At 63.2% G+C, this 15,808-nt stretch carries 8 protein-coding genes; 7 read left to right on the top strand and 1 reads right to left on the bottom strand.

Translation table 11 applies throughout. The annotated features are described in order from the left end of the window. Positions 1–49 precede the first annotated feature (49 nt). The 5 genes from DESFRDRAFT_RS22175 (at position 50) to DESFRDRAFT_RS10840 (ending at position 7,747) form a co-directional block, all read left to right on the top strand. Positions 50–1,135 (top strand): hypothetical protein, encoded by a 1,086-nt coding sequence (locus DESFRDRAFT_RS22175; protein ID WP_005993836.1) that lies wholly within the window; start codon positions 50–52, stop codon positions 1,133–1,135. 504 nt (positions 1,136–1,639) lie between these two features. Beyond that, positions 1,640–2,680: a tRNA-specific 2-thiouridylase gene (locus DESFRDRAFT_RS10855; protein ID WP_005993834.1), complete on the top strand. Its 1,041-nt coding sequence runs from the start codon at positions 1,640–1,642 to the stop codon at positions 2,678–2,680. A gap of 224 nt (positions 2,681–2,904) precedes the next feature. Next, positions 2,905–5,910: a glycosyltransferase family 39 protein gene (locus DESFRDRAFT_RS10850; protein WP_005993832.1), complete on the top strand. Its 3,006-nt coding sequence runs from the start codon at positions 2,905–2,907 to the stop codon at positions 5,908–5,910. Then, positions 5,910–6,530 carry a D-glycero-alpha-D-manno-heptose-1,7-bisphosphate 7-phosphatase gene (locus DESFRDRAFT_RS10845; protein ID WP_005993830.1) on the top strand — a complete coding sequence of 207 codons (621 nt, stop codon included), beginning with the start codon at positions 5,910–5,912 and terminating at the stop codon, positions 6,528–6,530. Before DESFRDRAFT_RS10850 ends, DESFRDRAFT_RS10845 begins: the two co-directional genes overlap by 1 nt. Further along, the gene (locus tag DESFRDRAFT_RS10840) at positions 6,527–7,747 is read left to right on the top strand and encodes an oligosaccharide flippase family protein (protein WP_005993828.1); all 1,221 of its coding nucleotides are present in this window, start codon (positions 6,527–6,529) and stop codon (positions 7,745–7,747) included. The genes DESFRDRAFT_RS10845 and DESFRDRAFT_RS10840 overlap by 4 nt, the downstream gene beginning before the upstream one ends. Before the next feature lie 332 nt (positions 7,748–8,079). Here DESFRDRAFT_RS10840 and DESFRDRAFT_RS10835 read toward each other — a convergent pair whose 3' ends face one another. After that, positions 8,080–8,949, bottom strand: coding sequence for a hypothetical protein (locus tag DESFRDRAFT_RS10835; RefSeq protein ID WP_005993826.1), 870 nt, complete (start codon positions 8,947–8,949; stop codon positions 8,080–8,082). A 125-nt stretch (positions 8,950–9,074) separates the two neighbouring features. On the opposite strand from DESFRDRAFT_RS10835, the gene DESFRDRAFT_RS10830 reads away from it, so the two are divergent. Then, the gene (locus DESFRDRAFT_RS10830; RefSeq protein WP_005993824.1) at positions 9,075–14,543 is read left to right on the top strand and encodes an alpha-2-macroglobulin family protein; all 5,469 of its coding nucleotides are present in this window, start codon (positions 9,075–9,077) and stop codon (positions 14,541–14,543) included. Between the two features lie 11 nt (positions 14,544–14,554). Then, on the top strand, positions 14,555–15,805 hold the full coding sequence (locus DESFRDRAFT_RS10825) for an ATPase, T2SS/T4P/T4SS family (RefSeq protein WP_005993823.1): 1,251 nt from the start codon (positions 14,555–14,557) through the stop codon (positions 15,803–15,805). Positions 15,806–15,808: the final 3 nt, after the last annotated feature.

Below are 15,808 nucleotides of genomic sequence, written 5' to 3'. Positions count from 1 at the left end.
GACATTTACTAATGAAACTGGTCAAGATTTTTAGAAAGTGAGGTTAACAATGCCAGACAGTTTTAAAGAGATAGCTCTTAAGTCCCTAAAAACCAAGACGTTACAAGAATACTCTTCTGACAACTCCTTGGATACATTAATTATTAAAGAAACTAGCAAGACAGAACTCGAAAAACACACTCAAGAGCTCAGGGACTCTCTGAGCAAAGTAGCCACAGAAACACTTAACAAAATACTAATCCCCCACTATGAGTTCACCAATCTAAGAGAGCAGGGTGTTAGAATCTGGGGAAAAAAAGACAATGTTGTTCTTGCAAAAAACACAGTTATTGAGCTTCTCAATGGCATTAGAAACTTATGTCCTAAAGTTGATTTTGACAAAGCACTCTTTTTAGCAGGGAAAAAATCTGGTTATGCTTTTTTCGATGATTTCAAGAGAATACTATATATAAATAATAATTTTTTTATCCCGCAAGATATCAACGATTTTTTAAAAATTTTGTTTAAATTTGACTCTAGGAGTGGATGGTGGGAAGAATCTGTAGAAATTACTGATGGTAAAAATTCTCAAGGCGATGGAGAAGGCACTTATAAAGTTATTCGTCTATCAAAATCATTCTTAAAATTCCCATGGATTGACCCAGACTTTGGGTATTTTAATACTTTTTTCGCTGGATATTTTTTCTCTCTTTACAACTGTTGTTCCGACTTTTTACGAATTATCAGTGAATCAAAGTTTTTTAAATACAAAATGTCTTTTTGTTACGATGCATTCCCTCAAGACGAACCACATAATGGATTCACATTCATCCAACTCTACGAAACAGATAAATATTTCGAGTCTGACTTTCAAGAAATAGACTATGGTTTCTTTGTACTTTCTGAACTCTTTTCTTCTGGAGACCCTCAAATCACAAGTGAAATATTACTCAGAAGCACAGAGAAACTTATAAACATCTTAAATTCGTTACACCTCACTACAAAAAAAGAACAGGATAATTTAAAGTATATTTTCACACATAACGGTCTTTGGCGAGACTACGTCAAACGTCATAAAATGTTACAGATTTTTTACGATCTCAAAAATACATACGACAATTTTAGAGTCGAAAAGGTAAAAGACCTCATCAAATAAGATGATGGAAACAAATTTTTTATTGCAAGAAAAAAAAAGATGTGAATACATCTTGCGTTTACTATCCAATAAAGTCAGTTTTGCCTTAAATGAAATCGAAGAGTACAACGCTATAAAATCTTCCATCAAGTCAAGACTCGATGAGATAGACGCGGAATTAATTCGAAAAAGAAAGATAGGCTTTCGTTACAAAATATTTATTCTTATTTTTTTCTCAACTGCGACCTTAGTCACATTTATATATAGTAGCACAATATATCTTCCACTTTGCTTTCTTTTCTTTCTGCTTATTTTTTTATTGAGATTTAAAAAAATAGATATTTTTTTGCGATACGTTTATATTATACTTCTTTTACTTTTAACCACAACAATCACTCTTTCGATATTCCTCTTCCCCTCATTTAAAGAATTTTTAAACACTAACAACAGCTATATAACCATTGCATCCTCATTATTATCGATAATTATTCTTTTAATACCTTCTCCGAATAATCGCGAAAGCTAATGAGATTTCTAGCCGTGGCCGCTTCCGGGGGTGCGGACAGCCTGCTGGCCCTGGGCCTGCTGCAAAAGGAAGGGCATGGGGTCTTCGCGATCCACGCCCATTTTCTACCCCCGGACGATAAGCAACAGCAATTAGCGGATGCCATTGCCGCCCAGTGCGAGGCCATTGGCGTGCCCTTCCAGGCCATCGACCTTTCGGACGCCTTCCGCGCCCGCGTCATCGCGCCCTTCATCGCCGCCTATGTCGCCGGCGAGACCCCCAATCCCTGCGCCGCCTGCAACCGCGACCTGAAATTCGGCCTGCTGGCCGAGGCTGCAATCTCCCTTGGCGCGGACAAAATCGCCACCGGCCACTATGCCGGTCTTGCGGACACGCCGGAAGGCGCGGCCCTTTTTCGCGGCGCGGACGCCACGCGCGACCAGAGCTATTTCCTGTCCCTGGTGCCGCAAAGCGCCCTGGCCCGGGCCCTCTTTCCCCTGGCCCGGCGCAAAAAAGCCGACAATCCCGAGGCCCTGGCCGCCCTCGACCTGGCCCCGCCCCTGCCCCGGGAATCCCGCGAGGTCTGCTTCGTGCCCGGCGACGACTACCGCGCCTTTCTGGAGGCAAGCGGCGTTCCCCTCTCCGGCCCCGGACCCATCGCGCTCCCGGACGGCACGATCCTCGGCGCGCACCAGGGCCTGTGGCGCCACACCATCGGCCAACGCAAGGGACTTGGCGTGGGCTGGCGCGAGCCGCTCTACGTCCTGGCCAAGGACGCCGCCGCCAACACCCTGCGCGTCGGTCCGAAACAGGACCTCCTGGCCGCGTCCTGCCGCGCCCGGGAGGTTAATGTGCTCGTCCCGCCGCGCGACTGGCCGGAAACGGTCCTGGGCCAGACCTGCTACCGCATGGCCCCGCGCCCGGCCCGGGCCGCGATCGCGGCGGACGGCAGCCTGGACATCGTGTTCGAAGCGCCGCTCCCCCGCCCCACCCCGGGACAGGTAGCCACCCTTTATGACGCGGCGGGCCGCGTGCTCGCTGGCGGCGTCATCGTGGCGTAGGCAGAGGAAGAGGGGTGCCTCCGGCGGCCCGGGGGAAACTTCTTGAAAAAAGTTTCCCCCCTGATGCCCCTTTCAAAAACTTCTCATAGGGCATTGGAGGGCGGCACCGGATACGGGACAAAAACGGATCAAGGGTATGGCTCTGCCGCTCCCGGCCTTGTCTTCCCCGGAAAGCTTGGCTAAATGGCGTTGGTCCCGGCGTTTCGGGACCAGGAACCTTCCTTATGCCAACCACCGTCCGTCGTCTGTATCCCCTGCTGCTCGTCCTGCTGCTCCTGGCCGGGGCTATCTTGCGCCTGGCCTATCTCGGCGAACCCTCGCTGTGGTGGGACGAATTCATAACGCTTGGCATCTCCCAGCTTTCCGTCGGCCGCATGCTCCACATCCTGACCGTGGTCGGCCCGTCGGACATCGGCGGCGAATTTTTCCCGCCGCTCTATCATCTGATTACCCACTTCGTGCTCTCCGTCAGCCACGACGACGCCGTGCTGCGGCTTTTGAGCGTCGCCTGCGGCACGGCCTCCATCGCCGTGCTCTACGGGCTGGTCAGTGAGATACTGTCGCGCCGGGCCGGGCTTTTCGCCGCCGGGCTCACCACTTTTTCCGTCTACCAGCTCCATTATTCCCGGGAGCTGCGGCCCTACAGCCTCTTCATGCTGCTGGCCCTGCTGTCGCTTTGGGCGCTCTACCGGGCGCTTTCGCGCGGCGGCCCGCTCCGCTACGTCGCCTACGCCCTGGTCACCATGGCCATGTGCTACACGTCGTACATGGCCAGCTCCAACATCGCGGCCGAGGGCGTGTTCACGGTATGGTTCCTGGGCAGCCGGCTGGCGAAAAAGGAATTGCCGCTGCGGGTCGCGGTCAAAAAAGGACTGGCCCTGCTTGCCGCCGTGGCTGTGGTCGGGCTGTGCTACCTGCCGTGGTTGCCGGCTTATCGCAACATCTTCACCTTGCTGCGGTCCAAAGGCGTTTCCCCCGGTATCCCGGCCGATTTTCCGCTCACCGTGCTGACGGAATTCGGGGCCTACGCCGCCGAGCGCCATGGCCTGCCCTGGCTGCCCCTGGCGCTTTTGGGACTGGCCGGCTGCGCCGTCGCCGCCAGACGCCGCTACCGCGACGGGCTGGTGCTGCTCGCGGCCTTCGCCTTCATGCCGGTGGTGGCCTTTCTCGTCGCCGGCACCCAGCTCGAAATCAGCTCCCGCTACGTCTTCAACGCCTATTACCTGCTCATGGCCATGGCCGGGCTGACTATGGCCGTGCTCCTCGAGCGCATCGCCGCCCATCTGGACCTGTCCGAAAAAAGCGCCGCCTGGGCCGTACCCCTGGTCGGCATCGGCCTGTGCCTTGTCGTCAGCATCCCCAACCTGCGTTCGCTCGGGACCTATTATCGCCGCGAAACGTCCTATTCCAAGGAGCTGGCCGACTATCTCGCCTGGAACAAAAACGACGTGCGCTATCTCTTCTACCAGAGCAACCGCAACCCCAAGCTCATTGCCGACTGGTACCTGCCCCACGTTTTCGAAAACCTTTCCCATTACATGCCACGGGGCTACAAGCGCACGTTCCACCTGATCCAAAGCGACCTGACGCCGCCCAGGACGCCCTTTTTCCCGCACAAGGTGATCACCATCCAGGACACCACGGTCTCGGCCATCGGCCTTGTCAGCACGGCCCCGGTCGTGCTCTACCCGGACGCGAAAGGCGCGGCGCGCTTCGTCGAGGACTTCACCACCTACGACTTCTACGCCGACTGCGACGAAGCGGTGAACCTCGGCCCCGAAAGCCGCTACCACACCCTGTCCCACTATGATTACGAAAAGCCCGGCCATGCGACCTATACCTTCCAGGCCGCCGCCGGGACGCGTATCACCGCCGCAAAGCTGTCGCTGATGTTCTCGGCCACGTTCCTGGAAGGCGTGCCGTCGGATTCGCGCATCGGCGTCTCCGTGGCCGCCGGCGATGCGCCCTTTACGGAAATCGGCACGGTGACCGGCAAGGACTATCTCGGCCCGGACGGCAAGCTGATCGCCCCCAATCATGAAAAGCGCCGTTTCGTCACCAAAAACTACGACGTGCCGGGCATCGGATCGGACACCGGAAAAGTCCGCCTGCGCCTGGATTACGGCCCGGTGGCCAACCCCGGCATCATCGAAGCCTTCCGCATCGAGGCAAGCGCCACCCTGGCCGGCCGGCCGACCGGCCCCGGCCCGGCCCTGGACGCCCTTGTTCGCGCCGCCGGGCACAACGCCCTGGCCACGTGGCATCCCGGGGAACCACTGGTCGACGCCGATGCGCTCTACGTTTTCCCGGCCGGTCCGGACATTCCCCAGGGCCCGGCCAATCCCGCCAGCGCCCTGGCCCCGTTTCTGGCCGCCCATCCCGGCATCGAGCCCGTGTTTGCCATCCCTGGCGAAAACGGCCGGCCGGCCTACCTCTTTTACGATCCGGCCCTGACCGATCCCTTCGTCGACCTGGCGCAAAACGTCCCGGTCACGGCCCGCCTGGGCGAAAAGCCGCCCCGACGCTTTCCGGCCATCAAACTCTCCGGGATCCTAAACCGCCCCAGGCTGCGCATCGGCGACACGACGCTCACCGTGCCGGTGCTCTCCCCGCCGCCGACAACCCTGCTCCTCGGCAAGGACGGCGTCGGCGTGCTGCGCTTCGAACCGAGCTTCGCCCGGGAGAAGGACGCCCTGGCCGCCTTTCCGCTGGCCTGGAACATTCGCAAGAACGACGGCGAGGACTGCCTGTCCTGCAAAGCCCCGGGCCCCTGCTCGGTCACCGTGCCCATCAGTTCCGCCTATCCGATAAAGACCCTGCGCATCCTGTCCTATCCCCGCGTGTTCGCGGACAAGGCCGGCAAGAACACGGTCACCGTGTCCTTCTCCCCGGACGGAACCCATTTCAGGCCCCTGGACACCCTGCGCAGCGACCGTTCCGGGCTGTGGCAGGGACTCATGGTGCGGCGCGTGTCGGTCATGCGCTTTCGCCGCCCCATCAACAACGGCTTCGTGCGCTTCGACCTCTCCAGCCAGGGCGCGCAACTCTGGTCCCGCGACGCGACACGCATGCGCATCGAGGCCGTGCTCGACGCGTCCAAGTTCCCCGGCCTGACCGAAAGCGCCCTGACCTTCCCGCTCAAGCTCGAAGACAACGCCGGCGCGCCCCTGTCTCTTTTCCTCTCGCCCCGGCCCCAGCCGTATCTGCCGGGCCTGCAGGACGATTTCTGATGGCGCCGCCCACCATCCGCGACGTGCTCCTCGATCGGGACGGCACCATCATCGAGGAGCGCCACTATCTCCGCGATCCGGACGGCGTGGCGCTCGTCCCCGGCGGCGGCGAAGCCCTGGGACGGCTCTCCCGCGCCGGAAAGCGGCTTTTTTGCGTCACCAACCAGTCCGGCATCGGCCGGGGGTATTATACCCAAACGCATTTCCAGGCAGTCCAAAAGCGCCTGGTGGACCTCCTTGTCCCCTTTGGCGCGAAAATTACCGAAACGGCCTTCTGCCCCCATGCGCCGACCGACAATTGCGCCTGCCGCAAGCCGGCCACGGGCCTGTTCGAGGCCCTCTCCGCCCGCCACGGCCTTGACCCGGCCGCCACGGCCATGATCGGCGACGCCGCCTCGGACATCGCCTTCGGACTGGCCTTCGGCGCGGCCGTCACCATCCTCGTCATGACCGGCCATGGCAGGCGGGATGCCGCAAAACTCGAGCTGCCGCACCTTTCCGGCGACATTTGGGTCCTGGCCGAGCGTCAACCCGGCTGGCCCCATGTCCTGGCCCGCGACCTGCCCGCCGCCGTGGCCTTTCTTCTCGAGGCGGAAACGGCCGGGACGCCCCGCCCATGAGCCGCGCCCTGGCCAAAGCCCTGTCCAGCCAGTGGGCGGCCACGCTCTACGCCGCCGCCGTCTCCGTGGGCCTGACCTTTCTGCTCGGCCGCGTCCTGGGGCCGGCAGGCTTCGGCCAATACACCTACATCCTCACCCTGGCCTCGCTGTTCGCCATCCTTCAGGACGGCGGCTTCACCACGCTCATCTTTCGCGAAACCGCCAAGGCCGGACTCGTGACGTCCACCGGTCGGCCGCCGCTCATGTCCCTGGCCATAGGGCATCTGGCCGCCACCACCCTTTTCGGCCTGTGCCTGCTGCCCCTTTTTTCCCGGGGCGAACGCCTGTCCCTGGGCGCGGCCGTGCTCTACTACGCCCTTTTCACCGCCGCCGCCCTGGTCTCCGCCCACCTCAAGGGCCATAACAATTTCGCCGCCGAGGCCGTCTGGCGCGCCGTCACCCGCACCGCCACCGCCGTCTGCGCCGGCCTCGCCCTGCTGGTGCCGTCCCCCGGCCCCACCGCCATCTTCCTCGGCCTGCTCATCGGCCAGGCCGTCGCCCTGGCCGCGCCCTTCGCCAAGCCGCTGGCCGTACGGCCGCGTCTGACCGTCAGCCGCGACATCTACGCCCCCTGCTTGGCCTTTCTGTGCATCTCCGCCGCCACGGCCATCTATTTTCGCTGCGATATCGTGCTGCTGCGCCTGCTCACCCCGGACCCGGCCGAAGTCGGCAACTACGCCGCCGCCTACCGCCTCATCGAAGGCGTCATCATGCTGGCCACGCCGCTGGCCCACATCTTTTTCCGCAAGCTGCGCGTCTCCCTGGACAACGCCCAGGCCTTCAAGCGCTCCTTTACCCTCATGCTCGCCGTCATGATCGGCCTGTCGGCGGCCGCCACCATCGGCGGGCTTCTCCTTGGCCCCTTCATCCTCACCCTGGCCTTCGGCCACAAATACGCCGAAGCCATTCCGCTGCTCGCCTGGCTGCTCGCCTCCCTGCCCTTCATCCTCCCCAATTACGTCCTCACCCAGGCCCTCGTCGCCCTCGGCCGCGAACGCTACTACGCCGGCGTCACCATCATCGCCGCCGTCCTCAACATCGGCCTCAACCTGCTGCTCATTCCGCTGCTCGCCGCCAAAGGCGCGGCCCTGGCCACCATCGCCACCGAAGCCGCTCTCTGCGCCGGCCTCGCCCTGTCCTTCGTTAGGAAGGGCTTTGCGGCGAAGGCCGGCGAGTAGCGGTTAGGCTGGGCGAAGGGAAAGGCAAAGGCAAAGGCAAAGGCGGCTGGGGCTCTGCCCCAGACCCCGCCGGGAGGCCACGGGCCCCCCGGTCCCCCCTTCTCGGCTCTGGTCGGGTTAAGGCCTGGCTGGCTGACGCCCAGGCGGATGGAACAAGATGGCGGCGCAATTTGCCGGGACGCTGCATGTCGCTTCGCGACAAGCTCGTCCCGGCCAAATTCCGCCGCCACCACGCCGTCGCCCCTGCGGGGCGAAAATGAAAAGCCCCTTTATCCACCCCCATTGAAAATTTTTTGAGGAGGGAGGGGGTTCGGGGGAGGGGACCCCTTTTTTCAAAAAGGGGTCCCCTCCCCCGACGCCTTGCAAAACCCACTTCCCAAACTTTGTGTCCTTCCGTTGGCCAGGTCGAGGGACATCTTGTGCATGGGCGTAGTGCCGGCCGGGCAGGATTTGAGCGCCTTGAATTTTTCCGTGTAGTGGAGAGTTCCCTTGCTCACTGCCGCGCCGGGCAGGACGGTGGCGTCGAGGGTTTGTTTTTGCCGGGCCAGGTTGACGGCCATGAGCCCGTGCAGGGCGCTGGGCTTGCCGTTTTCCACGAAGAGCGTGTCGCCCGACAGGCCGGCGAAAGTAAACTCCCCGCCGTTCGGGATCTCGAAAAGCGGCGTGCCTTGCAGGTTTTCGCACACGGCCGAGGGATTGTCGGCGGCCGTGCGCGTCACCACCCGCAACGTATGGCCGTTGGAATAATCCGCCAGGGTCTCGAGCACCGCATAGCGGTCGTACACGTAGCAGGTCCTGTTTTGATAGGCGTGCACGTCGGCCGTCTCGGTGCCGGGCAGGCCGAAGTGTCGTCCGGACTGTGTTGTCGTCGATCCGTACTCCGCCGTCATGGGATGGATGTCGCTGACGGTCAGCATACGATACGTCTTGCCGTTGCGGTTGAAGGCATCGCGTATCTCGCCTTTGACCTGCACCTGTATATCCAGATAGCCGCTCATGATGGACGACGCGTCGAAGGGCAGGTAGACCACGCCCGTCTCTTGCGGATCGAGGAAAACGATGCCGCCTTCCGGGGTCTGCTTGAACATTCCATATAGTGTTTTCTTTCCGGTTTCCTGGGCGGTGACGGCCAGGGCCGGAGCGCAGCAGAGGCCGCTGACGAAAAGGCTGAGGGTCAAAAGGGTGCAATGCAATCGACGCATGGGACCTCCTTGGCGGGCATGGCTTTCGGTAACAGACAGGATTTATTTTGCAACCGAATAAGTTCCCCGGCATATGGTTGAAAAAAAACGACGCATGGGTATGAGTGGATAGACGGGAGGACGGCATGAACGAAAAGACCCCCGGCGACCACCGCGCCAACGTGAAAAACATCATCATCGTGGTGCTCCTGTGCATCGCCTTGGGGGAATTTTTCCTCCTGATGCGCGGTCCGGCCAGAGGCCCGCAGCCGGGGCAGGTCGCGCAGTCACCCGCATCCGGGGCCCCGGCCGCGAGCGACGCCGTCCGTGTGGCCGGTCTCGGCATGGACCCGGAACGCGGTCGTTACGTGCTGGTGGCTTTCGACCGTCCCGTGGCCGGAGCCAAGGAAGGAACCGTCCTGTCGACCGCCCCGGCAACCGTCGAGCCCCCCCTGTCCGGCACCTGGACCTGGGTTTCCCCGTACATGCTGCGTTTCGCGCCCACAGACGGCTTCGCCCAGGCCCGGACCTACACCTTCACCCTTTCCGGCAAGAATTTTCTGGCCGCGCCCCAGGAGCTTGCCGGCCAGGACGTCTGGAAGGCGTCCTACGGCTCCTTCGAGGTGGCGCGCCTGACGGGCCATCTGGAACCCGCGCCCGAGGGCGGGGCCATGGTCGTGGTCCGGGGAGAGGCGGCCTTCAACCGCGCCGTCGATCCCAAGGCCCTGGCCGACCACATTTCCCTGATCGATCCCCGCGATCCGAAAAAGCCCGTGTCCGTTGCCCTGACCACCACGTACACCAGCAAGAAAATCGGTTTCGTGTCCGAACCCATCGTCAAAACGGCCGAGCAGCGCGACGTCAAGATTGTCGTGACGCCGGGCCTGCGTCCCCAAAAGGGCGACATCGAGCTTGCCACCGAAGCCGTGGCCGTCATCCCGGTGACCCTGGACCCGCATCTGCGCCTGCGGCGGATCAAGGCCGACGCCGAGGAAGGCGCGGCCACCCTGCGGCTGATCCTGTCCACGCCCATCGAGGCCAACGACCTGACCGCCGGGCACATCCGGATCGAGCCGTCGCTGGAAACGAACCTGAGCGCCGACGGCGCGGATCTGGTCATAAGTGGCGCCTTCGAGCCGGGACGCGAGTACGTCGTGACCGTGGACAAGGGACTTGTCGCGGCCGATGGCGCGGTGCTTGAGGCGAAGTTTTCCCGCACGGTGCGCATCCCCGACCTGGAACCGTCCGTGGATTTCCGGGACCAGGGTATTTTCCTGTCCAAAAACGGCTACAAGAATCTGGCCATCAAGAGCATCAACACCAACGCGGCCGAGCTTTCCGTGGACCGCGTCTATTACAACAACCTGTTTCCGCTTTTTTCCATGGACTACTCCGTCTTCGACGACGAGTCCGGCGGCGGCGCGGTCAACGGCAGCCTGGGCGACCGCATCTACAGCGGCCGTGTTCCCCTGCGCTATAAAAGCAATGCCGCTGTGCTCACGCCGGTCAACCTGGAGAAATACATCCAGGGGCATGAGCCGGGGCTGTACCGCGTGGCCGTGAACGTGCCCGGCAAGTTCCAGGGCTTCCAGCGCTACGTGCTCATCACCGATATCGGCATCGTGGCCAAGCAGGGGCTTGGCGACCTGCTCGTCTGGACGTCGTCCTATTCCACACTGGCTCCCATGGCCGAAGCCAACGTGCGCGTGCTGTCCTACCAGAACCAGGAACTGGCCGTGGGCACAACCGACGCCAAGGGACTTTTCCGGGCCAAAATCAGCCCCAAAACGCTTCGCGACAAGCGGCCCTACCTCATCATGGTGCAAAAGGGCGCGGACAGAAGCTACCTGCTCTACGACCGCTTCCAGGTGGACACCACCGGCCTCGACGTCTCCGGCAAGGTCATGCCCGAGGCCGGCTACACCGCCTTCGTGTACGGCGAGCGCGACATCTACCGCCCGGGCGAGACGCTTGAGGGACTGGCCGTGGTGCGCGACACGCGGCTCGGCCTGCCGCCGTCCATGCCCGTGACCCTGCGCTTAAACGACCCGCAGGGCCGCAAGCTTGGCGAAAAGACCGTGGTGACCGGGGCCGAGGGGGCCATCACCCTGCGCCAGCCCCTGCCCGTCCAGACGCTCACCGGGGCCTACACCATCGACCTCGTGGTCGCGGACACGGTCATCGGCCAGTACCGCTTCCAGGTGGAGGATTTCGTTCCCGACCGCATCAGCGTTTCCGTGACGCCCGACGAACAGGCGGGCCAGGCCGGCAAGCCGCTTACCTTCACGGTGGTCGGACGCTATCTTTTCGGCGCGCCGGGTTCCGACCTGCCGGTCGAGACCCGAGTGCGGCTGATCAAGGCGGCCTTTGCCCCCAAGGGCTTTGGCGATTACGTGTTCGGCGACCCGCAACGCAGCTTCGAGGATACGGAAATCCTGGAGGAAACGGGCAACCTGGATGCCGGCGGCAAGGCTTCCTATACGGCTGAACTGCCGGGCGACCTGAATCCTCCGGCGGCGCTGACGGCCATCGTCACGGCCCGGGTACGCGAGGGCGGCGGTCGGGGGGTGACGGGCATGGCCAAGTTGCCGGTCCATGTCTATGCCGCCTTTCCGGGCTTAAAGCGCCTCAAAAGCGACGCCACCGTCCCGGGCAAGCCCGTGCGTTTCGAGTATGTGGTGGTGACTCCCGAGGGCAAGCCCACCCCGGCCAAGGGGCTTACGGCCACGCTGTACCGCGACCGCTGGCAGACGGTGCTGCGCAAGGGTCCGGACGGCTCGTTCAAGTACGAATCCGTGCGCGATCCCCGGACCGTGGACGTCAAGACCGTGGACGCCCCGAACGGCAAGGGGGCGGTGGAATTCACGCCGCCGTCCTTCGGCAGCTACCGGCTGACCCTGGCCGATTCCGAGTCCGGGGCCGCGTCCCAGCTGGAATTCTACGCAGGCGGCTTCGGCTATTCGCCCTGGGCCGTGGAAAATCCGGCCCGGCTGGAGCTTGTCCCGGACAAAACCGAATATGCCTCGGGCGAGACCGCCCGGTTCCAGGTGCGCGCCCCCTTTGCCGGGAAGCTTCTGGTCACCGTGGAAGGTTCGGACGTGCACGACGTGCAGATTCTCGACCTCGCCGGCAACACCGGCCAAATCGAGGTGCCGGTCAAGGCCGCGTACATGCCGGGCGTGTACGTGACCGCGACGCTGGTGCGCAAGGCGGCAAGCGTCACCGCCGACACGCCGTCGCGTGCCTACGGCGCGGCCCCGATGTTCGTGGACCGGGCCTCGGGCCGGCTGCCGCTGACCATCGCCGCCCCGGAGGCCATGCGCCCGAACGGCAAACTCACGGCCGAGGTGTCGGCCCCACCCGGCAGCCTCGTCACCGTGGCCGCCGTGGACGAGGGCATCTTGCAGCTCATCGCCCAGAAAACGCCCGATCCCTTTGCCGCTTTTTACGCCAAGCGCCAGTTGCAGGTGGAAACCTACGACACCTTCTCGCTGCTTTTGCCCGAGGTGCCGCCGCTTATGGGCAAGGCGCTGGCCGGCGGCGGCGACGGCATGGACGACCTGTCCAATTTCGTGCGCACCCAAAGCCCGGCCCGGCGCACCGTGGCCTACTGGTCCGGCCCGGTGGCGGTCGGCCCCACGGGCAAGGCCCAGGTCAGCTTCGACATCCCCGAATTCCAGGGACAGGTGCGGCTCATGGCCGTCGGCGTCTCGGGACGGCGTTTCGCCGGGACGGAGGCCAAAACGCTGGTCAAAAGCCCGCTGGTGCTGCTGCCCTCCTTCCCGCGCTTTCTCTCCTTTGGCGACGCGGCCAAAATTCCGGTCACGGTGCGAAACGACACCGGCAAGGCCGGCTCCTTTGTCGTGCGCCTCAGCGCCAACGGCCCGGTCACCGTGGCCGATTCCAGCCGCAACGTGACGATCGCCTCCGGCGGCACGGCGACCGTGGAATTCCCCGTGACCGTGGGCAACGCCGAGGGCGTGGCCGCCTTTGACGTGGCCGTCTCCGGCGGGGGCGAATCCTCGGCGGACACGGCGCAAGTCGCGGTGCGCTCCCCCTTGCCGCCGCGCACCACCGTGCGCTCCGGGGCCCTGGAAACAGCCGAGCTGACCGTGCCGAACCTGGCCTCCGGGGAATTTCTCCCCGGCACGGCCCGCATCGACGTCACCGTGGGCCGCTTTCCGCTCATCCGCTTCACCGGCAACCTGAAATCCCTGCTCGGCTATCCGTACGGCTGCCTGGAGCAGACCGTGTCCCGGGCCTTTCCGCTCCTCTACTTCGCCGATCTGGCCCAGGCCATGGCGCCCGGCGCGTTCACATCGGCCACGCCCCAGGGGATGGTCCAATCGGCCATCCGCCGCGTCACCGGCATGCAGCTTTATAACGGCGGTTTTTCCATGTGGCCCGGCGGCGGCGAGCCGCAAGCCTGGATGAGCCTTTACGCCGCCGATTTCCTGGCCGAGGCGGGACGGGCCGGCTATCCGGTGGACCAGGGCGTGCTGTCCCAGGCCCTGGCCTTCGCCGGGGAGACCGGACGCGAGACGGACCTGTCCAAGCCGGCCGGGCTTACCCTGGCCGCCTATGCCCTGTACGTGCAGGCCAAGGCCGGCCGGGCCGACATCGGGGCCATGGACAACCTTCGCGACAGCCAGGCCAAGAAGCTGCCGGCCGAGGCCAGGGGACTGCTCGGCGCGGCCTACGCGGCCGTCGGCAACACCCGCACGGCGGACATGCTCCTCTCGGGCCCCGTCCCGACCGGCGAGCCGCACAAGGAAACCGGCGGCAACCTGGGCTCGACGCTGCGCGACAAGGCGCTTTTCCTTTCCGCCCTGCTCGACGCCGTGCCGGCGGACCCGAGGATCGTGAGCCTGGCCGAGGACGTGGGCCGGCTGCTCGAAGGCGAACCCTACCCCTCCACCCAGGAAAACGCTTTCGCCCTGCTGGCCCTCGGCAAGTTCTACGCCAGACAGAAGGCGAAGCCGCCCTTCTCCGGCGTGCTCTACGCCGGCTCGGGCGTGCTGTCGGATTTCTCCAGCGACAAGGTGTTAAGCCTGCATGGCCTGCCCCAGTCCGGCGACCTGCGCTTCGTGGTCAAGCAGGGATTCACCCCCGGGGCCTGCGCCTATTCCGTGCGCACCCGGGCCATCCCGACCAAGGCGGCCTACGCGCCCCAGGCCACGGGGCTTGCCATCGACCGGACCTACCTCACCCGGGACGGCCAGCCCGTAAACCTCGACGCCGTGCCCCAGGGCGCGCTCATCGTGGTCAAGTTCTCGGTGCGGGCCACAGCCGGGCCGATATCCAACGTAGTGCTCGAAAACCTGCTGCCGGCGGGATTGGAAGTGGAAAACCCGCGCCTGTCCACCACCGAACGCCTGCCCTGGATGGAAGCCGACGAGAAGACGGACGCCGGCTACCTGGACATGCGCGACGACCGCACGCTTCTTTTCACCGACCTGCCCGACGACAAGTGGCATACCTATTACGCCCTGTTGCGCGCCGTCACCCCCGGCAGCTTCATCGTGCCCCCGGCCCAGGCCGAGGCCATGTACGCCCCGGAACTGCGGGCCAGCGGCGACCTGTCCCGTCTCACCATCACCACGCCTACCAACTGATCAGGCACGACATGGAAAAATTCACCCGACTCGTCAGCACCTGCGTCAAAAACGGCATCACCGACCTGCACATCAGGGCCGACCGGCCCGTTGCGGTCAGGCGCAACGGCCATCTCCACTTCCAGCGGGACATCGTTTTCGACGCGGCCGAACTGGAAGCCCTGCTGCGCGCGCTGGCGACGGACCGCCAGCGAAGGACGCTGACCGAACGCTGGTCCCTCGACTTCTCCTCCTACCTCCATGACGCCCAGATGCGGCTCAACGCCTTCTACTCCGCCGACGGGTTGGGCCTGGCCGTGCGTTTTCTGCCCGCGGTCATCCCGGACTTCGAGGCCCTAAACCTCCATTCGTCCCTGCGCGACCTGTGCTCGCTCCCCCATGGCCTCATCCTCATCTGCGGCCCCACGGGCAACGGCAAATCCACCACCATCGCGGCCATGATCCGGGAAATCAACGAAACCCGCTCCTGCCACATCATCACCCTGGAAGACCCCATCGAATACCGCTTCGCCTCGGGCAAGGCCCTGGTGGACCAGCGGGAGCTCGGCGCCCATTTCCTTTCCTTCGAACAGGGATTGCAGGACGTGCTGCGCGAGGACGGCGACGTCATCATGGTGGGCGAGCTGCGCGACCCCGAAACCATGCGCCTGACCGTCAACGCCGCCGAGGCCGGGCACGTGGTCATCGCCACCCTGCACGCCGGCACGCCCGAGGAAGCGCTCCTGCGGCTGTGCAACGCGTATGGCGAAGGCTCCCAGGAATACGCCCGGGCCCAGATCGCCTCATGTCTGGCGGCGGTGGTGGTGCAGCGCATGGAGGTGCTGGCCAGGGTGGGGTTTCGCGCGCCGGTGCTGTCCGTCGTGCGCACAAGCAGTTCGGTCAAAAACGTGATCCGGGAAAACCGCTTCAACCAGCTCGAAGGCATCCAGCAGGCCGGCCGCAACGAAGGCATGTTCACCTTCGAGCGCTACCGGGAGGAATTCCTGGACCAAAAGGCCCGGCTCACCCCCCCGACCCTGGCCTTCCGGCCAAGCCCGGACACGCCGATCCCCTCACGGCCCATGGAAGCGCCCCAGCCCGCCCCGACGGCGCCCTGCCCCGAACCTGCCCAGGCCGCCGCCCATGCCGGTCCCGAGACTCCGGTCGCCCAGACGCGCCGCCCGCCCCGTCAAGCCGAATCCGGGCAAGGCGGCCCCTACCGCATCGACGACGACCTGCCCCTGGAGGAACTGGTGGCCCAGATGCGCAAGTCCATGTCCTAACAA

Origin of the sequence: Solidesulfovibrio fructosivorans JJ] (genome assembly GCF_000179555.1) — a bacterium.
In the GTDB taxonomy this organism is placed as follows: Bacteria; Desulfobacterota; Desulfovibrionia; order Desulfovibrionales; family Desulfovibrionaceae; genus Solidesulfovibrio; species Solidesulfovibrio fructosivorans.
This window is presented reverse-complemented; position numbering and strand designations above follow the sequence as displayed.

Coding starts and splice junctions, on each gene's coding strand:
- DESFRDRAFT_RS22175 (WP_005993836.1), top strand. CDS start 50: ATGCCAGACAGTTTTAAAGAGATAGCTCTTAAGTCCCTAAAAACCAAG.
- DESFRDRAFT_RS10855 (WP_005993834.1), top strand. CDS start 1,640: ATGAGATTTCTAGCCGTGGCCGCTTCCGGGGGTGCGGACAGCCTGCTG.
- DESFRDRAFT_RS10850 (WP_005993832.1), top strand. CDS start 2,905: ATGCCAACCACCGTCCGTCGTCTGTATCCCCTGCTGCTCGTCCTGCTG.
- DESFRDRAFT_RS10845 (WP_005993830.1), top strand. CDS start 5,910: ATGGCGCCGCCCACCATCCGCGACGTGCTCCTCGATCGGGACGGCACC.
- DESFRDRAFT_RS10840 (WP_005993828.1), top strand. CDS start 6,527: ATGAGCCGCGCCCTGGCCAAAGCCCTGTCCAGCCAGTGGGCGGCCACG.
- DESFRDRAFT_RS10835 (WP_005993826.1), bottom strand. CDS start 8,949: ATGCGTCGATTGCATTGCACCCTTTTGACCCTCAGCCTTTTCGTCAGC.
- DESFRDRAFT_RS10830 (WP_005993824.1), top strand. CDS start 9,075: ATGAACGAAAAGACCCCCGGCGACCACCGCGCCAACGTGAAAAACATC.
- DESFRDRAFT_RS10825 (WP_005993823.1), top strand. CDS start 14,555: ATGGAAAAATTCACCCGACTCGTCAGCACCTGCGTCAAAAACGGCATC.